We start from the raw sequence: 23,139 nt of genomic DNA, 5'->3' as shown, positions 1-23,139 counted from the left end.
GATTGCTCAATACTCTAGACACATATCCCCTTGAGATATCGTTCAGCCAGCGCAATAGGGCATCCAAAATGCAGCGTGTAGTGATTTCAATTGAAAGAGCATGTTGGCATTGTTTGCCGCGCTGGGCCTTTGGAGGCTTCGATCTATGTAATATCAATTGATGTCATTGGCGACATTGGGGCTGATCCTGACGTGCAGGTCTGACTGGATTGCCAATGTTATCGAGTGACTTAGGGGTCTCTTGGAATTTGAACTGCGACAGTGACCACACTTCTTAGAACTAGATGCTCGGCAAGTTGCTAGAGCTTTGAGGACCTATGCAATTGGCTATGGGCGCGAGGATTGAAGCGATTAATATCGTAAATTCGATGAATCCATGAAACTGCAGCCAGAGCAACCTGATTGTTGAATTCCGTGCATGAGGTGTTTCGAGACGGCGATGCGATTTATTTCGTCAATGATAAGCCAATTGTATTTTTCAATTTTCGAGTCATCAATTCGAATTTTTCGAGCCACAAGAACATCCCCTAACTCATCATCAATCTCGACATCGGAGTTGGGGAGGTCGAGTGCCTTGATTCTGTGGAGCGAATTTATAGCATAAAAACTTTCGGGTATTTTTTTGTTGTTGTAGATGACGGTTGCAGGAAAAAATTCAACTTCTGCATTGGCCTTTAGGAGCGCATCTTTCAGCTTTTCAGAAACAAAATTCAGGTGGATGGTTCCAATGAAATCTGTTAATCCTGAAGGGGAGTTTGGATCATCTTCCGCGAACACGGTTAATTGAGGAAATTTTCCTTTCAAGCTAACCCCTCCCCAGAAATGAATACTGTCTAATTGGTGAACGTCGGACAGTCTGCAAGACGGATAAGGAGTGTTTGCGCTGGTATCTCTAGTCAACAGGATGGTCATTTGTAAGGCCCCAGTTTCCGCAATGCGGCATCACGCCCATTTAACCATATCTCGCCTTTTAGCAGTCGATCAGCAAGATTGTTTTCTATGATGCCTATGCGTTTCATTAGGCTTGCATCAGATACGCCTCTCCGATAGGCGATATCTAGGGCGTTGAGTTCGGCACTAACCGCTTCTTTGTAGATTTTGCCATGACTCCCTAGATGCATCGGGAGTTCATCTGCTAGCGCAAGAAATTCGGAACTTGGGAGTGCAATTCCGTTTGACGCGCGATTGATGTCATACAAGCCTTTCTCAGCCAGGTACTTGAGCGCAAGGGAGTCCTTCCCCATAGAACTCATCACCAGATGATGTGCTTGGAAGCCTTGCTCCAAGCCACCCATATTTGCCGCCAGCGTAGTACCACTTCCTCTCAGGCCCAGCGGAATATCTGCGGCCGCCGCGGCGGCGCGCTCTGCACTTGTACCTTCCTCTAGGCGACCGCTAGCGTTTCCAACTCGTTTATTCCCAGCCTCTTCGGTTAGCTTTATGCTAAGACGCTGATCTGTTCGTTCAAGAACTGATAGTGATTCCCGTCCGACGTTAGAGCCACGCAAGCCCTTTACTCCAAGCAGCATGCCTGCAGCAGACTCTGTAAGAGTCTGCATGTCACCACTGCTTGCCGCCTCTATCATTCGCGAAGGTTCTTGGATAAAACCTTCGGCCATGCGTTCGGCGGTTCCGGTGATCCCAACCTCGTCCACCGAGCGATATAGGTGGTAAGGACTCTTAACAGTACCCTCAACGAAAGAGCCCAGTCCGCGCATGGCGCCGCCGATGCTGGTCCGCTTCTCAAATGCTGCACGATCTGACGCGTCCTGAGCCTCCTGTGCCAACTGCTGTGCGCCATCGCGGGCAGCTTCATTCATGGCTCGCTGCTCTACTTCCGCGCGATTGCTGCCTGCCACCGGATTGCGTACGTATTTTGGCGTGGGGTCGTAGTCCGTGATGACGCCGTTTGCATCCTTGTAGTACGTCACTCCATTGATCTTGGAAAATGGTATGGCTTGGCTTAGGTTTCTATTTAGCTGTCCAGGCTCCACTGCGCTTTCTTGAACGTTGTCTGGATCCCAGTCTCGAACGACAGGACCGTTGCTTGCAGGCTCTGCAGCTTGGCTCGACGCTGCTGGGTTGTTTCGCCAATTGGTGATGCCATCGCTGATGCCCGCGTAGCTGTAGCTGTTGGTTGGTGTCCATCCTTGATCGCTAATCAGTTGGGTAGGACTCGACGTCGGCAATCCATAGGGATTGTTGATTGCCCGCCGGCTCATCGTGTCCTCTGCGAAAGTGAGTTGGCTCGGTACGCCAGCCCAGCCGTTGTTTCTCCTGATCAGCTCACCCAGTTGATCTTCGCCTGTACTGGAACTGCTGCTAGCCGTCTGCCCGAAGCTCTCAGCGATGGATTGCCCAAGGGCATTGCCAAACGCATCGACAGCAACTTGCGTCATGCTGGCTCGACCACCGCGCAGCGCGGCGGTGGTGGCCCCTGCGGCAATGCTTGAGAGGGTTCCGGATACCAGGCTCTTGCCGAAATCGAAGTTGCGCGGGTTGTAGTTCATCGCCGAGTTGACGCCTTCAGCGACCGCTGCCCCCACGCCTGCGCCAACGGCAGAGGCCGCCACGCTGCTCCAGCTGAAATGATCCTGCAGGCCCACGGCCACCGCGATGCCTTGGGTGGCGGCACTGGAGATGGCGGTGCGCCCGGCTGCAGCGAGCCAACTTGCCGGCCCGCTCAACTGGCCGGCGCCGAAGCCCAAGCTCGAGGCAAGGGATCCGACGCCTGCTGAGACGCCTGCGCCCAAGGCACCGAGTGCCACGCTGCTCCAGCTGAACTTGTCCTGTTCGCCGATAGCGATGGCGACGCCTTGACTGACGATAGAACCGACCGCGCCGCCGATGAGCGAAGCGGTGATAGAGCCTCCTCCCAAAGCAGCGGCACCAGCACCCATGATCCCACCCACGCCCGATGAGGCGAAGGTCGTGCCGAGCGCGCCTTCGAAGGCCAGAGATGCTGCTCCTGCTGTGAAAACAGTTGCGACGGCAGCCACGACAGCAACCAGGAGCTTGCCGATGCCGCCGCACTTGCCTTTCTTGCTCGCCGCCGCCGGAGCGGGCAGTTGGGGATCGGTGGAGCCGATGATGCGCGACGGGTCGTAGGGCGTGAAGGTGCTGGCGTTGTTGGTTGCCCCAAGCTTGGTGGGGATGTTGATTGCCTGACCGACGCGCAGGTCCGCGTCACCTTCCAGTGCATTGGCGTTGGCGATGAGGTACCACAGGGAGCTGTCGCCATAGGCATTGAGCGCGATCGCGCGCAGGGTGTCACCGGACTGCACCGTGTACTGACCTACTGCCGCGTTGGGGTAGCGGTTGGTCACGGACTGGTAATCCAGATTGAAGTTGCCCGTAGGGGTGTAGTTGATCAGCCCGTTGGGCAGCTTGGGGAAGTGCGTATCGGGCAGCATGCCGTACATGCCCGTGACCTCGCCATTGACGATCAGTTGGTTGCTCTGCCAGGCGGGGGCACTGAGCTTCTGCAGGATTTGGCCCTGCGCGTCGTTGATGAAGGTGCGGTTGTTCAACGGACTGGTCATGTCCGTCACGCTCGTGAGGTGGCCGTTGACGTCGTAGGCCTGGGTGGTCACGCCTCCGATGGGCGCGGGGTTGGACGCGTTGATGTCGATCTGGTAGGTCTGCGTCTGCACGTAGCCTTCGAACTTGTCGTGCAGGATGACATGCGTCTCGGACGTTTGGGCCGCACCGATGCCACGGAACACGCGGTAGGCCTGCAGATTGCCCGCGCTGTCATAGCCGCTGCCCACGGGCGTGTCGGACATGGAGGGGATGCCCGGCAGGAACTGCTGGTAGAAGGTCCAGTAACTGGCCATCGGGTTCGCATCGTTGTAGACCATCTGCCTGATGGCACGTCCACCAGCGTCGTACTGGGTCGCAACGCTCACGGCACCGGGCAGGTCGGCATTGCCGGCGGTCAACATGGCCAGGTAGCTGGCCGGCAGGGAGCCGGTGGGGCCGGAATGCACCACCCGGCCCGCACCGTCGTACAGGCGCTCGTCCAGCTTGATGGCCTTGGGATTGCCGAAAGCGGTGGTGGGGCCATAGATGGGCGCTGGCGCACTGCCGGATTCATCAATGCCGGTCTGGTACTGCGCCCAGCTGCCGATCCAGACCTGGGACAGGCGGTTCATGGCGTCGTAGTCGTACCACTGGGTCGTTACGCCCTGGTCGAGCACGGCGCCGGCATACACCGGCGTCGAAAGCGGTGCCCCGGACTCGTCCAGCGTGGTCATCTGCACCACGACCCGGTTGCCCCAGGTCTTGTCCATGGTGCGGTTGCCGTTGAGGTCGTAGGCCAGGATATGGCCTTGGGTGGCCGTGATGTTAGCCTCGTTGGCGGCATTGCCGTCGACCGCGCCGTCTACGAGGATCTGGCGATTCATCTCGTCGTAGGCGTACCAGAGATCCTTGACACCTGCACCCAGCTGGGTGGTGTAGGTGGTGTGCTGTTGCAGCTTGTTGCCCACCTTGTCGAAGGTGGTCATGACATGCACGCCGTTGAAGGCGTCGATGAGCGCTTGGCGACCGAGGGTGTCGTAGCCGATCGTCTGATCCTGGTACGTCACGCCGTCCTGGACCATCTTTTCGCGCACGCGCTGGCCGGCAGCGTTGTAGTCGTAGAAGCTGACCTGATTCAGGGCGTGGTCCTCGATGCCCACGAGCTGGCCGGCGGCGTCGTAGGCATAACTGATGTTCCTGCCGCGCGTGTTGCTCTCCGAGATCAGCTGTCGGGCTTGGTCGTACTCGTAGGTGTAGGTGGCGCCACCGATGTCGGTATGGCTGAAGACGCGCCCGAAGGGGTCATAGGCCCAGGTGGCCATGTTGAGGTTGGCGTCCTGCCCCGCAATCTTGTGGTCATAGGTATCGAAGGCAGTTCTGGAGACGAAGCCGTTGGCATCGGTGGTCTTGATGACATTGCCGCGGAGGTCGTACTCATAGCGAGTGGTGGCGCCCGTCCCGTCGCTTTGGGCGATCTTGCGCCCGGCTGTGTCGTACTGGCTGGTAGTCCAGAGTGTGCCCAGCCCACCAGTCCATGCCAGGCTGGCATCGGTGGTGTAGATACCTACATTCTCGTAAGTGATCGCGGTGTTGCGGCTCATGCGGTCGTAGCGGTAGCGGGTGACATTGCCCTCCGCGTCTTCGACCTTCGTGCGCGCGCCGAAAGTGTTGAAGGTCTGCGTCACCACGCCGCCGTCGGCATGGTGCTCCTCGATCATGTTGCCGCCTGCGTCCCAGACTTGCCCGTTGACATGTCCATTGGCGTCGCGGATGGCCACCTGGCGGCCCATGGCGTCGTAGTAGATCTTGGTGATCGGGACGTCGCCCGTAGCGGAACCGTTGGCGTCGGGCTGACGTTGTTCGATGACTTGATTGTTGTGGTTGTAGTCGAAGAAGGTCACCCAGGCTGCGTTGCGTGGGTCGGATTTGGAAAGTACGTTGCCCCATCGGTCGAAGGTCTGGTAGACGATCGGCCGGTAAGCTGTCGGGTCGATGCTGTCCTGACGCTGCGGCAGCGTCTGGGCGACGACTCGACCTAGCAGATCGAGTTGACTGTCGGTGCGGCGCACGCCGTTGCTGCCGAGAGCATCTACGTCTTGAGCGGAATAGTTGCCCCACAGAGAGACAGCGGAACCGCTGGCGATGGTCGAGGTTTGGCGGCCCTGCAGGTCGTAGAGCATGACCTTGAAAACGCCGTCGCCGCTGTCTGTACGCCACAGGCGGCCAGCGTTGTCGTACTCGAATCGCTCATCGTAGCCAGATCCATCGTCCATGTTGGATCTGGAGCGCTTGGCGATGATGTCGCCGAATGCGTTCCAGAGGGTTTGCGTACGCACCGAGCCGACCATATCCTGCGATCGAACGACAATGCCCTCCGAGCCAACTACGCTGTTGGAGGCAGGTGTGAAGGTCGAGATCTGGCGGCCCAGCGCGTCGTACTCGAATACCGCGTAGATGACTTGCTCTGGATTTTCGGACTCGTAGTTGTAGACTTTTTGCCAGCTCTTGGCTAAATGTCCTGCGGCGTCGTAGGACATCTCCTGGAGAGCACCAGAAGCATCCTGTGTGCGGATGAGGCGTCCGAGAGCGTCGTACTCGTTGGTCGTGACGTGATTGGCGCGGTTGTCGTCATAAGCGTAGCCGGGGTCATACAGCGCGTTATATCCGGTGTACCGGCCACCGTAGCCGTCCCACCCACCGTAGGCATCCCACCCACCCTGTTCGTTGTAGAGAGTGCCGGTATCCCAATCGAAGTAAGTGTCGTACCAGCCGCTACGCAGATAGTAAGCGTCCTCGGTTGCGGACACCGCACCCGCCGCGTACTCGTACTTCGCGACCACATTGCCAAGCGCATCCCGCTTGAACTCGGTCAACGGAGTGATCCGCTTGCCGATCGAGTTAACTCGACCCGGTCCCGCAACGGCAGACACGCGCCCCATCGCGTCGTAGTACGTATAGGTGTTGCCGCCTGTGGCGTCCGTTGTGCGGACAAGATTGCCGAGCCCGTCGTAGCCGTAGGATGTGGTGAGATTTCCAGTGATCGCGGTGCCGTCCGAGTCGACGCTGTGGGTGACATTGACCAGGGTCTGGCGAATCTTTCGGTTGTTGGCGTCATAGGCGAAGGTAACAAGGCGATCCTTGTCGCTGTTGACCGGCAGCGTGAGGGAAGAGGGCGTGCCCGTCGCACCCGCGTTGGCGAACTCGTAGACCGAAATCAGGTTGCCAGCGGCGTCGTAGTCGTTGGAAGTGGTGAACCCCATGGGGTCGACCGTGGCGATGAGCTGCCCGCGCGCATCGTAGTAGTTGGTCGTGACGGCCCATGTGTTCGTAGGGGCGTCGGCGAGCGCGGCGCTAAGGATGACTTGGCCGAAGGCGTCATACGTCTTCTGCGTGACGGCGCTCGCCATATAGCCCTGACCGTTGCCGACACCAACCCAGACGGCCGGCTGTGTGACGCGAACAGCACGCCCGAGCCGGTCGTACTCGGTGGTGATTGTCCTGTCGGAAACCGAAGGTGTGATACCCGATGCGATCTCGCTCGCGGACGGAGCGATCTCAACTCCCGGGTTGAATGCGATATTGGCAACCTGGGCGTGTCGTGTGAGTGCGGTCGTCTCGCCGAACCTGTTGCGCTGGTAGGACGTCACATAGCGCATGGCATCGACTTCGTAGGTCAGCTGACCTTGAGCGTCGTAGCCCTTGTAACTCCAGTTCCCCGAAACATCGCGGCTCGCAACCGCTTCGCCGAAGCTGTTGTAGAACACTTCACTGGTGAGCGACGTGTAATCTTCCGACCGCGAGTTTCCGTAGATGCCTCCATACCATTCCGGCTCATTGTGGTTGTAGACCCCCACCTGCGGGAAGCGGGTCAGGACCTGACGTCCGAGCGCATCGTAGGAGTATTCCGTCGTTCGCTCCTCTGGCCGTCCATAGGCTTCTGTGCGGGAGGTCAGATTCCCGAAGGCGTCGTACTCCAGTCGGGTTTCGACCCTTGCGGAATTCCAGCTTGAAGGGGAAGTGGCCCCTCCCGGCGCATACTCCATGCTCAGGCGTCCGGCTGCGTCGTAGTCGTAGTACCAAGTGTTGCCGAGCTTGTTGGTGAACGAGACCTTGTTGCCAAGGCCGTCATAGGCGTACGACTCGGAGTATCCAAGGCGGTCGCTGGCGCTTACGAGGTTGCCCGCTGCGTCGTAGGAGAAGCTCTCATGACGGATCTGCTGGCCGTCGTTCGATGCCAGTCGAGCATAGAGAGTCGTGGCGTCAACGCCAGGTTCGAGGTTTGTGAGAGCCTGCGAATAGTGCGAGGTGACGGTGACATGCCCAATGCCGTCGTATTCAGTCCCCGTGACGTAGCCAAGGGCGTCGATGGTATACACCGCACGCCCTGCGGCATCGAAGGCGCTGAGCGTGGTGCGGTCGTTGGCCGCGGAAGAAGACAGCAGGGCCTGCACGGCTGCGATGCCCGCAGTAGCCGTGAGCACGCTGGCGTCGATCGTGTTGGCGTAGGCTGTACGCGCGACGAGGTTACCTGCGGCGTCATAGGTATTGTGCGTGACACCGCCGCCGGTGTCGATGGCATAGGCGGCACGGTTGGCGCTGTCGTAGACGAGGCGGCTGACACGGTCGGCCGCATTCGTCGTGATGAGGAATTGCAGTGCGGCAGCGTCTGGTACCACAGTGCTTGCGGTGGGCGCGGCGACCCGGTTGACGTAGGCGATCTGCTGGACAGCGTTGCCGTTGGCGTCGAAGATGGAGTGGCTGACGCCACCCATTGCGTCCACTGTGTAGCCCATCCGGTTGGCGCCGTCATACGCAAAGAGCGTGATGCGATCGGCTCCGCTGGCCACCACGGTGTCGGGCGACCGATTCGGGACGGCGCCCAAATCAAGGCGATTGGCGTAGCGGATCTGCTTGACGACATTACCGTTGGCGTCGTGAACGAACTGGGTGACGTCGCCCATGCCGTTGGTGGTCCAGGTCCGACGGCCCGCAGCATCGTAGATGCTGCGCGTGACCATGTCCTGGGGCGAGCCGGGTCCCTCGATCAACGCAGAGAGTTCAAACTCCGAGATCGGCCGGTCGTGGGTGATCGTCTGGGCATAGGCTGTTCTCGAGGTCAGATTGCCATTGCCATCGAACTGCTGTCTGACGACGGCCATGCGTGTGCCGTCGTCGACGCTGGTGCGAAGGATTACCGCTCGGTTCAGGCTGTCGTAAGTGGTCTCGACCTTCTTATCAAGGGCGCTGTCGGCCGTTACATCGGGCTGTGTTCCCGGCTCCCAGACATCGAGGTCGATGCGATTGGCATAACGCAAGGAGTGGACGAGGTTGCCGTTGCCGTCGTACTCGAAAGTGGCCACATCGCCGGTGCCATTGACGGTGTAGCTGAGCTGGCCGTCGGCGTTGTAGAGCCGGAATTGGTCAACGTCCTGCGACGCGGACGGCTGTAGCTGTGCGGTGATCTCGGCAACGGAGAGTGTGTCGCCCAGGAGGGAGAGGTCGATTCGCTGGGCGAAAGAAGTGGTGCGGCTGATGCGGCCGTTGTCGTCGTAGAGCGTGCGCTGCACTCCCCCTGTGGCGTCGACGATAAAGACCAGCCGGTCATTCTCGTCATAAGCGTAGCGCGTGGCATTGCCATTCGGATCGACGCGCACGATGAGATTGCCCTTCGCGTCGTACACGTAGTTCGTCGTCAGGCTCAATCCGTCAGGATCGACCTGAGTGGTAGTGCGTCGGCCCAGGCCATCGTAGGTATAGCGCGTCTCGGTACCGCCCGGGCTTGTCGTCGTGAGCGTACGGCCTGCGGCGTCGTAGCTGAAGGTGGTGGTGAGGTTCAAGCCTCCAGCATCCACCACCTGCGTGATCACCTGCCCGGCCAGGTCGTAGCTGGTCTGGGTGACGATGCCGCGCGCATCGATTTCGCTCAGACGCTGGCCCTTGGCGTCGTACTGGTAAGTTGTGGTCAGGTTGAGCCCATCGGGGTCGACCGCGCGGCTGAGCAGCCGGTTGGCCTTGTCGTAGGAGTAGACGATGACATTGCCGTTGGCGTCCACGCTGGTGCTCAGGCGGCCGTTCGTGTCGTAGGTGGCTTCACTAATGACCAACGGTGTGGTCGTGGTGACCTTATTGCCCTGGGCGTCGTAGCTGTACGTGATCATTCCGACCGTGGTCGACAGCAATTGGCCATCCAGATCGTAGGCGTAGGTTGTGATGTTGCCGTTGCCGTCGAGCAGACTCTGGGTGTGGCCCAGCGCGTCGTGCGTGGTGGTGGTCGTGAAGCCGCTCGGCGTCGTGACCGTCATGCTGCGTGCGGCGGTGTCGTAGCTGTAGCTGGTGGTGTTGCCCAACGCGTCGGTGCGGGTGAGTACGCGGTCGAAGGCGTCGTAGGTGCTGCTGTTGGCGGCGCCGGAGGGGTCCGTGGCGGTGATCACGCGGCCGAGTCGGTCGTAGTCGAACGAACTGTTGTTGCCATTGGCATCGATGCTCTGAACCAGGCGGCCGAATGCGTCGTAGATACGATCGGCAGTTGCAGCTACGCCTTGGGCGTCCAGCGTCGTGGCAATCAGTTGGCCACGGCGATCAAACTCGCTGGAGTTTTGTACCACCTGGCCTTGGATGGTCTGTTGGCTGGCGACGGCCTCGCGGAAGGCGTTGTAGGCGTAGGAGACTGTGTGGTTGAGCGCGTCGGTGGTTGCCGCGAGCGTGCCTGTGGCGTTGTAGCTGTGAGTGAGGACGCTGTCGGTGGAAGAGCGCAGATCGTCGAATAGGACGCCGAGCACCGGGTTGAGCAATCCGCCCGGGTGAGAGGCCACGCTGGCCAAGTTCAGCCGGCTGCCGTACCGTACCTCCGCGCTGACTTGGCCCAGAGCGTTGTAACGGGTCTCGGTGACTTCACCGAGCGCGTTGACGGTGTGGGTCAGGCGGTCCGCACTGTCATAGAAGAAGAGGGTGGTCTGATTGCCCGGAGCGGTGGTGCTGGTGCGTCGGCCTGCAGCATCGTAGGTGTGGGTGATGCCGTACTCGGCCCAGATGGCATCGACGTCGGCTTGGGTCTGCGCGCCGTCGAGCAGGGCGCTGCCCACGCCGCTGAGTTCGCCGATGAGACGGCCCTGGATGTCGTGGCGTTGGGTGAGCGTGCGGCTGCTGGCGCCCAGCGAGGTGGTGCTAGAGACCAGCCGGCCGACGCTGTCGTAGCTGAAGAAGGTCGTGGTGCCTTCGGCGTTGGTGCGTTCAATCAGTTGGTTGGCCGCATCCCAGACCTGGTAGACGATCTGGTCTTCGGCGCTGAAGGTGGGGCGCACAGCTGAGAGGCTGGCGCGGCCGGCGGTGGTGATGGCCGGATTCGCGTAACGGGTGGTGGTCGCGACGTTGCCGTTGGCGTCGTATTCGGTCTCCGTCAGGTAACCTTCTGCATCGATTTGCCCGACCTGCTGTCCGCGCGCGTTGTAGAGGTTGTATGTGTGCAGGTCGTTCGCGCTCGCTTCGGGCCGCAGGCCGCGCAGGCTGTGCGTTGTACGAGCTGCCGCCGCCACTTGCGCAATGCTCTGTGCCCCATTGAAGTCGGGCACCTTCCCTGCATAACGGATCGTCTCGACGAGGCGACCCGCGCCATCGTAGAGATACTCTGTGAGGTAGCCCTCGCCGTCGATCGATGCCTGTGCTCTTCCGTCCTTGTCGAAGAACTGAAGGGTTGTCCGGTCCTGGGCCGAGTCGACGATCGGCATGCCCACGATGATCTGTGACACCCTCAGTTCGCTGCTGGCGTTCAGGGCGTCGCCCGAATAAGCAATCGTGATCTCGTGTGCACCAGCCGACAGTCTGGCGCCGCTGAGAGTCGCAAGGCCGTTGACGATCTCGACTGTTCCGAGAAGGCGCGTGCCCTCGAAGAAACTCACGAAACCGCCAGCATCGATGCCGGCGATCTGGGCCGACAAATCGCCGTTCCTGGAGACGGAGGCCGGCGTCAGGTTCGTGATGGAGGCTGGTGCCGGTCCTACGGCGATCTCCACGCTTTTTGTCGCGGCCGCGCTGTCTGGACCGCCGAGATAGACCGCCCGGATCTCGTGCGTCCCGCTTGTAGAGAAGGTGGTCTGCAGCGTGGCGCGTCCCTCGCTTACGGTCGCATGACCGAGCAGCGTGTCGCCATCGTAGATGTCGATCGTGGCGCCCTCCGGGATGCCGTCCGTCGCCCGCGTGGTGACTTCCAGCGACACGGGGGTGCCATAGACCGCGGAAGCCGAGCCGGCATGCAGTTCAAGGTATTCCTTCGGCTTCGATGCATTCAGGGGCAGCGAATCGGAGCCGTTGCTTGCGTTAAACCAGTCTCCAAAGTAGACAGCCGTGATCTGGATATCGCCAGGCGGCAGATCACTCACGGAAAATGTCGCGAGGCCATTCACGACCGTGGCCGAGCCAAGAAGGACCCCTTGGTTATAGAAGTTGACTGTGCCGGTTGGGGCGGAGGCCGTCGAGGTACCCTGATAGTTCGCAGGGAGTTCATGGCCGACACGTGCGGTCAGCAAGACGGGAACACCCGGGATGGCCTGTTGTGTCGAGGCGGTGAGTTGGACTTCTGTGGGAGCTAACGTGACGTGCGCCCAGATATCAGCTGAGGCCCAGCTGTTGTATTCGTCGCCGGAATACACCACTCGAATCAAGTGAGGGCCTTGCGAAAGACCTGAAACGGGGAGGTCCATCCACGATCCGTCGGAAGAATCGAGAGGATAGCTTCCTAGCAACTGGCCCCCGTCAAAAACGCTGTACGTGCCTGTCAACGGGTGCTGCGCCGAGTCCGAGCTGTTGGCCATAGCCTGAATGACCGTCGGCAATCCGTACCGCCCATAGTTCGGCATTGCGACGCCAAGCTGCACCGCGTGGCTGCCGATCGTGGTGTTGCTTGGCGGCAAGGCGGCACCGCTGCTCAGGATCGTGATGTACTGGGACATCCCGGATGCAGGCGAATTGTTTGCGTCGCCGGAATATCCGACGTGGATGAGGTGCTCGCCAGAGGTCAAGAAGTTGACATGGATATCCGCGCTGCCATTGACGACCGCCGCCGTACCGAGTGGTGTATCACCGTCGAAAAAGGTGACGAATCCGCCTGCGCCCGTCGTACCCTGCACGCCGGCAATCAGATGGATGTTGGTGCCTTCGGAAGTCCATCCACCAGAGACATCCGTCAGCAGCTGGACCGTGGGCCGTACCGGCTTCGTGACGGTGCTGGCGGCGTTGAATGCATCGCCTTCGTAGACAACGGTGAACGGCACGCTGTTGGCATTGATGTTCAACGGAATGGAGGCCTGCCCGTACTCCAGCTGACTGCTACCCAGTTTCAGGGTTCCGCTGTAGAAGCTGACCGTTCCCGTTGGCGCGGGCGCAGTGTCGCCAAAGGCGGGCACCACGGTCGCGTAGAGTCCGCTGCCCACGCCGTTCCCCGCGATGCTGAAGTCCACCGAGGTGGGCCTGGGCTGAATCACCAGACTGGAGGCCGCCGAGACTCCCAGCGCATGCGTTGCGTCTCCGGCGTATTCAGCACGGAAGGAATGCGTGCCCGGCGGCAGGGAGGCGATCTCGAGTGCCGCCACGCCGTTGGCGATGGAGGCCGTGCCGATGACGTCATCGCCGTCGTAGAAGACGACATCGCCGGAGGCCGCAGGGAGGCCCTGCAACAGGGTGTTCACCGAGGCATACAGGACAAAGGGCGCGCCGTAGCTCGTAGCTGCCGCCGGCAGCGCCAGCACCACGCCGGTGGTCGCGCCGACGACCGTCTTCTGGAACACCGTTGATATGCCTGCCGGGCGCTCGTTGTCGCCGGAGTAGGCTGCTCGGATGTTCGATACGCCAACGGGCAGCGCACGGGTCTGGAGGACGGCCCTGCCGTCGACGACCTGCGCACTGCCGAGGATGGTCTCGCCGCTGAAAAAGGTGACCATGCCGCTTGCGCCGGTGCCGTCGATGACGGCTTCCAGCGTGATGCTGCTGCCGAGCGGGACTGGCGCGGCATCCACTACAAGGGTCATGCCGCCGACGGTGGTGGGATCGACCGAGACCGAGGTGTCCCCGTCGAGGTCCAGTGCGGCGATGTCGATCGGATTCGCCAGTCGGGTCACGGCAATGACACGCGATGCGCCATCGTAGGTGGTTTGCGTCGCGTAGCCCTGTGCATCCACCTGCCAGATCAGTCGGTTCGCCACATCGTAGAAGCGCCAGGCTTTCTGGTCCTGTGCCGTCTCGGCAGGTCTCAGGTCTTGCAGTCCGAGCGTTGATCCGTTGGATGACCACGCGGTGCGTGGAAGCCCAGCACCATCGATCAGGGAAGTCGTGTCGACAGGTGTTGCGTAGGCAATCGTCTTACGAAGCAGGCCATTGCCGTTGTATGTGTATTCGGTGAACGCACCGGTGGCGTCGATGTCCGCGATCTTGCGCCCGATTTCGTCATAGAGCGACCAGTGGCGTGCGCCGGTGGGGTCCTGAGTCATCAGGAGGTTGCCGTCCCGGTCGTACGCGTAGGTGGTTTCTCCGAGGGCTTCGGCGTTCGGGCCGCGCTGCGAGACGCTCACGAGTCGGCCGTTGTGGTCATAGGCCGAGATCGTCGACAGTCCGTTCGTGGATGTCACGGTCGTCTTGCCGCCGACATCGTCATAGCTCGTGACGGAGAGGTTGCGCGTGCTGCCGTCAAGCGAGGGACCTTCCGCCGCAAGGAGCCGGCCCATCCCGTCGTAGACGTAGGTGGTCTGCGCGCCGGGGACCGCGTCGATCTTCTGGATCAGCAAGCCCTGCTGGTCATAGACGTAGTGGGTTGCGAGCGCCGTGCCGCCCACGCCCTCGCCGTCGGTGCCGATCAAGGCGAAGGTCGTCGTGCCTGAAAGGGCGCCTCTCGCGTCATAGGTGTAGTCGGTGCGCTGGCTTTGCGTCAGGTCTTGCGTGGCGCGCCACGACTGCATCTCGGCTTCGGTAGGGAGGGTGTCCGTGCTCAGGATGGAGCCGGAGTAGCTGATGCTGCTCGTGCGCAGGCCGTGAGCGTCGTAGCGGTACTCGGTGACGGTGCCTTGTGCGCTCACGACGAAGCGCAGCTGAAGCGGATTGCCCTGGGCGTAGACGTAGCGCGTGGTCTCCGGGAGGCCCGCCACCGTGTCTGCTCCGGCCTTTGCGTAGCGCGTATCCGTGAGCAACTGGTTGGCCGAGTTGTATGTTCGAACTCGCGTATTCCCAGCCGAATCGCTTTCCAGGATCAGGTTGCCCTGTGAGTCGTACTCGAATCCGACACTGTGGCGCTCGCCATCGGTGACCCGGACAACGTTGCCCGCATCGTCGTAGATATAGCTGACCTGCGACAAGCCGGATGGGTGCAGGGCGGAGACGCCTTGCATGACGTTGGTGAGCTGCCCTTGCGCGTCATAGGCATAGACGATCGTGGCGCCCAGCGGGTCGATGACAGTGGTAGTGCCCTGAGTGGTGTCGTAGCTGAAGTGCGTGACCCCGCCCATCGCGTCGGTGACGGTCTCGACCTTATAGTCGCCGCCCGCGAGGACATAGGTGAAGCTCAGGCTGCTGCCGTCCGTTTGCGTGATCGACGCGACCCGCTTGCTGCTGCCGTCATAGGTGTAGCTGGTGACGTAGCTCTTGTTGTCCGCTATGTCGTTGTCCTCCGGACTCAGGTCCACGGTCACGCTCGACAGTCTGTTGGCGCTGTCGTAGGCGTAGCGAACGCGCGTGGTGGTGACATTGCCGGCCGTGACCGTGCGGATCTGGGTCAGGTTCGTGCCTGCATAGTCGTAGTAGGTCACCTCGCCATTGGCATCGGTGATCGATTGCACCGTACCGTTCGCGTTGTAGGCCAACGTGACCGCATTGCCGCTCGCATCCGTCACGGACACCAGCTTGCCGGGGTTGGCATCCTGATAGCGTTCGCTGCGGCCACTGTCGCCGTCGGTCCAGACGAACTCGGCGGCGACGGCGTCGTGTGCGATGGTGTCGAACGCGCCGGCACCCTGCGTGCTCACGTAAAGGCCGCGTGCCGAGTCCCAGGCATAGACGGACCTCGAGCCATCCCAGTCCGTGCGCGTCAGGGTGCTTCCATCCGCGCCGATGGCGCCGTTCAGCTCGATGCGCTGGCCGAAGGCGCCGACAAGCCAGTTGTCTGCGTTGTCGTCGGTGAGCTGTCCCTGGCTGTTGTAGGTGCGGATCGAATCGACGTCCAGGCCGCGCCCGACCAGGAGATCGTCCCTGCTTTGCAGGATCAGGTTGCCGTTGGCTACGTTGACGTAGGCACTGTCGGTGCCACGGCCCTGGCCGGCAGCTCCGAAGCGGCCACTCGCGCCAAGAACTGCCAATGAGCTGAGATTGAGACCCAGGCTGTTGCCGCTGACGATCGCCACCATGATCCGATTCCTGTGCAGAAAGGTTGTGCTCAAACAAAACCTCAGAAGCGCCGGCTCGGCCACAACTCTGAGATCGCTGCGTTGAGTGGTTGTCCGCGCTTGCGACGCCGATGTTTAGGGGGCTTCGAAAAAATTTCTGACCTTGACTCGAAAAAAAGATGTCGATGCCCTAAACCTTTGGGCGCGTACTGCGGATAACCGGAAAATGCCTTCGCCTCTCGGCGTGGCTGCTGCGCGACGCGATCGTGGCCCTTCCTGGTGGTTGCATGCCGAGACGAAAGTGGAGGCTTCTCAACGACCGGAGGAAAAGTGCCCGCTTCCAAGAACAGCTTCATGGACCACGTCAAGTGGCTCCGGATCGGAGTCCAGTCCGCTGGTGGGGATCTCTTGCTGGCCGGGAACTCGATGCAGGCGCTGCTGCGCCATGGTCCTCGGCACTGGGCTCTGCACCCGCAATTCCTGACGCTGAAGGACGGGCGCAACAGCTACGAGCCTGTCTGGACCGACAACGTCACGCATTTCGCGGGGTGGCTGCCCTATGCGCCACAACGCTGGCCGATCGCCAGCGACAAGCTCGGGTTCAAGCGGTTCGCCGCGACAAAGGGGTTGCCTGTTCCCGCGTTCTCGGTGGATTCGGAATCCAAAATGTCCGACGTCATCGTGAAGCGCGCGGCCTCCTCGTTCGGTCAGGACATCAGGGGGCCTTTCCGATCTGCCTCGCAGACTGCGCTCGATATCGCGCAGTCCGAGTACTACGAGCGCTTCGTGGAGGGCGAGGTTCTCAAGATCTGGTACTGGGACGAAGATCCTGTCTGCATGGAAGTCGACACTATGGCTGCGGTCAAAGGAGATGGTCACTTGACGTGGCTGCAACTCGTCGAAGAGCGTGCACACCTGACGCAGCGACGCAGCCCGGAACTGGTGGGGAAGCTGCTGGAAAGAAGCCGTATGGTGATGAGCTACCGCCAAGTCGACCCCGAGGCTGTGCCTGCACGCGGAGGCAAGCAGTTGGTCGACTTCCGCTATGGCTCCGAACTCATGCATCCCAGGGGACGGCGTGTCGTTGACTTGCGCAGTCCCGGGGATCCAGGCCATGCGACGCTCGTGGCGTACGGGCATGCATTGCGATCAGGAATACCTGTGGCACCGGGCGCTGGCGTGGCCTACACCGTCGACGCTATCCGCGATGCCGAGGGCAAGATCTGGCTGCTCGAGATGAACAGCAATCCAACGGTGCATCCCTTGGTGTATCCGCGAATGGTTCAGTCGCTTTTCGCTCAGCCGCACGACGAGGCTGTGCCCACTGGTGCTGGCGCGCCGGTGCTTTCTTCCGTGGCTTCGGCCAATTGACAACCACACCCCTGAGGAAACGACCATGAATGCCATGGACTTGCCAGTTGTTGCTGCCCCACGCTTGCTCGATGCGATGGATCCCGTGTTCGTGACCCTGGTGGGGGTAGCTCCGGGATCCACCCTGGATTCCGTCCAGGACTGCACCGGTGGCAGTGGCGATGGGGACTCCGGTGGCGAAATCGGCGATACCGACTGACCTCAAGGCGAATCGAGCGCCCGCATGGTCGGGCGGTCGGCGTTTGCCGATGTCCATCCGAACTGGAACTCCGAGAATCGATGCCCGTAGCGATGGATGAGCGTGCGCAGTTGAAGCGTGCGATCTTCGAGCACGCGCTGCTGCTGGCGGACAAGCCGTCGTTCGATTTCAAGAACCTGCTGACCCGCAGTGCGCTGGCGCGCAGTGCCGGACGGCAGCTGTGGGCGCTGATCCGACCGCTAAGTCCCGACGTCCTGATCGGGCCGGGCTTCGGCGGTGCGCCGTTGCTCTACGCCATCGCCTTCGCTGCGCTGGAGACGGATGGCGTGGACTTGAAGCTCTGGATGGTGCGAGGTGAGCGCAAACCGCACCGGACCCGACGCTGGGTCGAGGGTCCCGAATGCGCGCCCGAGGCTCGAGCCGTGATCGTCGACGACTTCCTCGGCAAAGGCTCCGCGATTGATCTGGTCGATGAGGCGCTCCAGGCCGATACGCGCCGTGTTTGTTTGGTGGGCGCTGCCGTCTTGTTGGACTATCAGCACCCTGAGGGGGCGTTGCGCATGGCCGTCAGCCGCTTTCCGGTGCTGTCTCTCTTTCGCAGGCACGATCTTGGCTTGACGCGCGACTGCACGGGGCCGTTGGGGCCAGCGGCTGCTCAGGAGGCCCCGCCGCTGATTCGATCGACGCTTTGGTGGCGCTTCGATATCGAGGGCCATGCGGAGCGGCCTGCCAAGTCCTCGCCGCTTGTCGCCGACGGCGCCGTGTTCTACGCGGATGGCCGCTCCAGGGTCTGGCGCGTGGCGGGCGACAGCGGAGAGGTGGTCTGGCGCTACAGTGCCCTCGAGCAGCCGCTCAAGGGCATTGTCCAGCGTCTGCAATGGGTGGACGACAGTCTTGTTTTCGGCTGCTACGACGGCACGGCGACGCGGCTCGACGCGCGAACTGGCAAGCTGCTTTGGCGTTGGCGGCTGGATGCGCATGTGCACGCGACGCCCGTCGTCGACCTGGCGAATCAGCGCGTTTTCATCAGCACGGAGCAGGGTGGGGATGGTGAGCCGTTCGGGCACCTCTTCTGCCTGGATTGGTCCACTGGCCGCGTCAGGTGGCGGCACCGCTTGGGTTTTTGGGCGCCTGGCACGCCGGTCTACGATGCCGGCGCGGACCTCGTGGTTGCCACCGCCAATGATCAGTCGCTTGTGGGCGTGGGGGCATCCGATGGGCAACTGCGCTGGCGCGCCGAAACACGGGGCCTGGTGAGAGGCCAGCCGGCGATTTTCGGGAAGCAGGTGATCGTTGCGACCGAGGATGGCATTTTGCAGAGCTTCGATCTGGAGCAAGGAGCACCATGTCTGGAGCGTCCCTATGGGCGCGGGTCCAAGCATCAGTATCTTTCCGTGGACGGAGACACCGTTCATGTGTTCGACGGGAGCGGCCATCTGGTGGGATTGGATGCATGGGACTTCCGGGTGCGCTGGATTCACCGGCTGCGAAGTCCCGGGGTCTGGGCGCCGGTTTTTTGGGGCCGATACGCCGTGGTGCTCTCCGAAAACGGGCATCTCGCAGTGGTCGATACGGCTTCGGGGGACAAACCCTGGGAAGGGCGCATTGCAGGAGACTACCTTCAGCAACCTGCAGTCGGCCGCATCGGCGAGTTCCAGGTGCTGGCTTGCGCTAGCCATACTGCCGGGTTGCAGCTGTTCTCCGTCGATTCGTATTACACGGCGCAGCGTCGCCATTGAAGCCCCATGTCCAGCAGTTTCGATCGCCCGCTATCCACCTGGTTTGTCGTATCCCAGGTCAAGACGCATCGCGTGGTGTACTTCACCGACGATCCGGCCTATGAGCCGCCGCAGGACGGCGACTGGTATTTCGTCAGCCACTATTTGGGCGACCTGCCGGCCGGCATGACATTGCGTAACTGCTGGGGATGGCGCTTCAGCGGTACCGTATTTGCCGATGCGCGTGAAAAACAGGCGCCGACGCCCACGGAAAACCTGTTGAGTGCCAACCGCCGGGCGCTGCTTGCATTGTTGGCCGAGAAGGTCCAGCGGATGCACCCGGATGGGCCGGCGAGTTCCTGGCTGGATCTGGAGGCCCGTCGTCTCAAGGTCGAGGAGGCCCGCCGGTTCCTGGCCATGGGGGACGACGATGCGATTGCGCCGCAAGAGTTTCTCTTGCTGCAGGGCGCGGCCGACGCGCGCGGGCTGACGATGGCCGACGCAGCCGGGCTGGTCCTCGACGGCGAAGCCGCGTTCTACCAGCGGCTTGCGCGGGGCGAGGCGCTGCGCGAGCGCATGACGCTGCGCATCGAGGCTGCCACCACGCAGGGCGAATTGATCGAACTGCGCAGGATTCTGCTGGAGGAGACTGTGCCGCAGGCCTCCACGCATTACCCGTACCCAGCGACACCCATGAGGCCGGAGGAACTCGAGGCACCGATGTCCGAGGTGCATCGAGCACATGAGATCGCCAGGCTGAATGCACAACTGCGTGATCGGATCAACGACGCACGCCATCCTGCTCGCCTTGGCTACGTGGGCGAGGACATCCTGATGAGGCACAAGGCGCGGCTTGCGCGGCAACTGATCGATGCGGGCGGGGTGAAGGCCCCAGACGTCGATTTTTCGTTGCTAGAGGGTTTTGCTCAGGCGCGCAGCCTCGGCATCCTCGATGCCGCTCGCTTGATATGGAGTACGGTCGAGGATGCGGAAAAAAAGCTTTGGGTCACGGAACTGCACAAAGACAGGCTACAAGCCCGGATTCAGGCGATGCGCACTGTGCGCGATGTTCGCCAAGTGGAGCGAGAGTTGCGCGAGGCCTTGCAGGATTGAGTGGCACGGACTGCCAGACGACGTGAAATGGAAGGAGAGATTCAATGAGCACCGAATTTGAAGAATTGATCCGGAGCGCGACGGCCGCCACGCAGGAGGGGCGTTTCGATGATGCCGAGCAGTTCCTCGTGAATGCCTCGCAGTTGGATCCCGGGTCGGCTATACCGCACTTCCTCTTGGCCGCGAACTTCGCACAGATCCAGCAAAACGATCTGGCAGAGGCGTCGTTCATCGCATGCCTGGCACGGGCGCCAGGATTGTCGATTGCCCGCTTCCAGCTCGGGCTTTTGCAATTGACCAATGGGAGAGCCGCGGCGGCTCAGGCGACGTGGGAGCCGCTTCTCGCGTCACCGGAGAGCGGCGTGCTGGAGTGCTTCACTCGCGGATTCGTGGCCATCTTGCGGGGCAACAAGGCAGGTGCGCAGGCGCTCATCGAGCAAGGGATCGCACTCAATTCGGAGAATCCGGCGCTCAACAAGGACATGCTTGGCGTTCTGGCGCGCCTCGAGCACCTCGGCCAGGAGCCTGGCAGAGGGGCCCAGGAGGCACCCGCACAAGCTTCCGCAGAAAGCACGACACACTTCCTGGTCTCGAGCTATGGTCAGCATTGACGGCGTGGTGCCCTGGGGCAAGTACGGATGACGGACATTTCCGGGATCGGAAGGCTTGCCCAAGCGATCCGTCTTCACGGCGCGACGGCCCAGAGCAAGCCGCCAGACGCGCATGCACCCTCGGCCGGCAAGGTCGTGCAGGAGCAGCAGCGGTCGTCGGATTTCAGGGCGCAAGCGGCGTTGCGCCTCAGAGAAATTTCTCCCGATGATCCACAGCGCCGCCGCAAGGCTTTTCGGATCTTCCTCGAGGGAACTCTGTCTGACCTTCTGGGCGACGAGGCTCCCGCGGACCCCGCATTTCAAGGGCTGATCGATCGGGTCCAACTGGCCATGGAAACAGACCCCGAATTGGTGGTCGATATGGACAGGGCCGCGGACGTGCTCTTGAGTCGGTAAAGGCCGCGTGGCACTTGCCTGCGGGTTTTCCAACGCTTTCCATTGATTCCCATGTCTGCTCCTTCCAAACCATCCGTATCGGTTGAGCGAGTTCAGGATGAACAGCTTGGGCGGTTGCTGGGGTACCTGTCGTCGGATCCTGAGAACATGTCGCTGCGCGGGGAGATCTTCGAGCGGGCGCTGGGAGTTGGGGACTTCGGGCGGGCGCAGGAGCAGGCGCACTGGGTGCTGCAGCGCCATGCGAGCGATGCGGGCTGGCGCCACCGGCTGGCGCTGCTGGACATGGCGCAGGGCCAGTGGGAAGAGGCTGCGCAACTGCTGCAGGGGCTGATCGGCGAGGGGTTCGACGATGCGGTGCTGCGGTTCAACCTGGCCAGCGCGCTGGCGGGCCAGGAGCGCAGCGAGGAGGCGCTGGCGCTGCTCGGGCCCTTGGTGGAGCAGCATCTGGCGGTGGTGCCCGAAGCGCTGACGCTGAGCCTGCGGCAGCTGCATCGGCGAGGCGAACTGGAGGAGGGATTGGCGCTCTTCGAGAAGCACGAAGGTCAGTGCCGGTCGGCCCAGGCCTTTGGCGTGGCCAGCCTGATGGCGGCGGACGAGGAGCGCATGGAAGATGCCCGGCGCTGGTCGGCGAGCGCGCTGACGTTGGAGCCTTCGCAGCACGAGGCGCAGGTGGCCGCGGCCTCGGTGAGGTTGGGCGAGCGCGATGCCCAGGGGGCGCTGCAATTGCTGCGCTCGGCGCTGCAGCGGCATCCGCAGGACGGACGTACTTGGTCGGCGGCGGGCATGGCGCTGCTGCTGTCGGGGGACTTCGCGAGCGCGCGCGATGCGTTCGAGCGGGCGGTGAGGTTCATACCGCGGCACATCGGCAGCTGGCACGGACTGGGGTGGACGGCGCTGTTCCAGAACGATGTGGGCGCGGCGATGGAGGCGTTCAATGCGGCCCTGGCGCTGGACCGCAACTTCGCGGACACACACGGTGCGCTGGCGGTGGCGCAGGCGCTGCAGGGGGAGGCGGAGCAGGCACAGGCGTCGGTGCGGCGGGCGCAGGGGCTGGACGCGGCGAGTCTGTCGGCGCAGTTTGCGCAGGCGATCCTGGGCGGGCAGACGGGAGACCGGACGAAGTTCCTGGAGGTGGCGCATGCGGCGCTGTCGGCGCACCGGGACGTCAACGGGAGGTCGCTGGCGGATGTGGTGCTGGGCAGGGTATGAGCGGGGGGACGAGGGCGAGCGAGGATGACGTGATGGGACGGGGCACGGGCAAGCGGGTGTTGGTGGTGATGGAGCTGGGCTCGAATTGGGGGCACCTGCTGCGCATGAGGCCGGTGGTGCAGGCGCTGAGGGCGCAGGGGTTCACTCCATCCGCATCCGTTAGCGCACACCTCCAAGCGGGTCTGCGATTCGGGTCAGATGCTTCCCGCAGCCTGTGCATCAGGCAAGGGTGGCCTTCGTCGGACTATTACGGCTTTTTCGATGTCGAGCGAATTGCAGAGGCTGTGCTCGACAAGCTTGCAAATCCCGCGAGAGCGCGGCAGACGGGGCGCAACGCGCGAGACTTTGCGTGCAACTTTAGCCTTGCTGCGGGGCTGAAGGGATATGACGAGTTAGTGATGGGCTCCGGGAGGACTGAAGACGCCTTGGCCCAGAGCTTGGCAGCAACAAGCACCTAGATTGGTGGCAGATGCCAGGCGCCGATAACCAGGTGTTTACGTGTCTGTGGTTATCGTCGCTTTGTGTATGCGGCCTGCGTTCAGCGGGGCCTCGTGAATTAATTAAGCCAAACTCTCCAGCTTTCCCATCTCCATGTTTGGAGAACAAACAATGCCTTGAATTTTCTGATGCAATAGATGGAC

9 protein-coding genes are annotated in these 23,139 nt (G+C 61.8%); 7 read left to right on the top strand and 2 right to left on the bottom strand.

The features are described from left to right. Nucleotides 1-351: 351 nt before the first annotated feature. Nucleotides 352-912, bottom strand: coding sequence for an imm11 family protein (locus AC1VNX_RS23580; RefSeq protein WP_483160001.1), 561 nt, complete (start codon nucleotides 910-912; stop codon nucleotides 352-354). Further along, the gene (locus AC1VNX_RS23575) at nucleotides 909-15,902 is read right to left on the bottom strand and encodes an Ig-like domain repeat protein (RefSeq protein ID WP_483159999.1); all 14,994 of its coding nucleotides are present in this window, start codon (nucleotides 15,900-15,902) and stop codon (nucleotides 909-911) included. The genes AC1VNX_RS23580 and AC1VNX_RS23575 overlap by 4 nt, the downstream gene beginning before the upstream one ends. A 333-nt stretch (nucleotides 15,903-16,235) precedes the next feature. Here AC1VNX_RS23575 and AC1VNX_RS23570 point away from each other — a divergent pair, with 333 nt between their 5' ends. From AC1VNX_RS23570 to AC1VNX_RS23540, 7 genes are all read left to right on the top strand, one after another. Further along, nucleotides 16,236-17,252: a hypothetical protein gene (locus tag AC1VNX_RS23570; RefSeq protein WP_483159997.1), complete on the top strand. Its 1,017-nt coding sequence runs from the start codon at nucleotides 16,236-16,238 to the stop codon at nucleotides 17,250-17,252. Nucleotides 17,253-17,277: 25 nt separating this feature from the next. Beyond that, nucleotides 17,278-17,451: a hypothetical protein gene (locus tag AC1VNX_RS23565; RefSeq protein WP_483159995.1), complete on the top strand. Its 174-nt coding sequence runs from the start codon at nucleotides 17,278-17,280 to the stop codon at nucleotides 17,449-17,451. 92 nt (nucleotides 17,452-17,543) lie between these two features. Continuing rightward, nucleotides 17,544-19,190: an outer membrane protein assembly factor BamB family protein gene (locus AC1VNX_RS23560; protein ID WP_483159993.1), complete on the top strand. Its 1,647-nt coding sequence runs from the start codon at nucleotides 17,544-17,546 to the stop codon at nucleotides 19,188-19,190. Between the two features lie 6 nt (nucleotides 19,191-19,196). After that, a complete protein-coding gene (locus AC1VNX_RS23555; protein WP_483159991.1) occupies nucleotides 19,197-20,282 on the top strand; it encodes a hypothetical protein in 1,086 nt (361 codons plus the stop codon). A 44-nt stretch (nucleotides 20,283-20,326) separates the two neighbouring features. Beyond that, nucleotides 20,327-20,893, top strand: coding sequence for a hypothetical protein (locus AC1VNX_RS23550; protein ID WP_483159989.1), 567 nt, complete (start codon nucleotides 20,327-20,329; stop codon nucleotides 20,891-20,893). Between the two features lie 27 nt (nucleotides 20,894-20,920). Beyond that, a complete protein-coding gene (locus AC1VNX_RS23545; protein ID WP_483159987.1) occupies nucleotides 20,921-21,289 on the top strand; it encodes a hypothetical protein in 369 nt (122 codons plus the stop codon). 51 nt (nucleotides 21,290-21,340) lie between these two features. Further along, a complete protein-coding gene (locus tag AC1VNX_RS23540) occupies nucleotides 21,341-22,498 on the top strand; it encodes a tetratricopeptide repeat protein (RefSeq protein WP_483159985.1) in 1,158 nt (385 codons plus the stop codon). Nucleotides 22,499-23,139 lie beyond the last annotated feature (641 nt).

It is taken from the genome of Variovorax sp. TLI9-5A (genome assembly GCF_056867935.1).
This window is presented reverse-complemented; position numbering and strand designations above follow the sequence as displayed.

Excerpts from the sequence above, each read along its gene's own strand:
- AC1VNX_RS23580 (WP_483160001.1), bottom strand. The coding sequence starts at position 912 with ATGACCATCCTGTTGACTAGAGATACCAGCGCAAACACTCCTTATCCG.
- AC1VNX_RS23575 (WP_483159999.1), bottom strand. The coding sequence starts at position 15,902 with ATGGTGGCGATCGTCAGCGGCAACAGCCTGGGTCTCAATCTCAGCTCA.
- AC1VNX_RS23570 (WP_483159997.1), top strand. The coding sequence starts at position 16,236 with ATGGACCACGTCAAGTGGCTCCGGATCGGAGTCCAGTCCGCTGGTGGG.
- AC1VNX_RS23565 (WP_483159995.1), top strand. The coding sequence starts at position 17,278 with ATGAATGCCATGGACTTGCCAGTTGTTGCTGCCCCACGCTTGCTCGAT.
- AC1VNX_RS23560 (WP_483159993.1), top strand. The coding sequence starts at position 17,544 with ATGGATGAGCGTGCGCAGTTGAAGCGTGCGATCTTCGAGCACGCGCTG.
- AC1VNX_RS23555 (WP_483159991.1), top strand. The coding sequence starts at position 19,197 with ATGTCCAGCAGTTTCGATCGCCCGCTATCCACCTGGTTTGTCGTATCC.
- AC1VNX_RS23550 (WP_483159989.1), top strand. The coding sequence starts at position 20,327 with ATGAGCACCGAATTTGAAGAATTGATCCGGAGCGCGACGGCCGCCACG.
- AC1VNX_RS23545 (WP_483159987.1), top strand. The coding sequence starts at position 20,921 with ATGACGGACATTTCCGGGATCGGAAGGCTTGCCCAAGCGATCCGTCTT.
- AC1VNX_RS23540 (WP_483159985.1), top strand. The coding sequence starts at position 21,341 with ATGTCTGCTCCTTCCAAACCATCCGTATCGGTTGAGCGAGTTCAGGAT.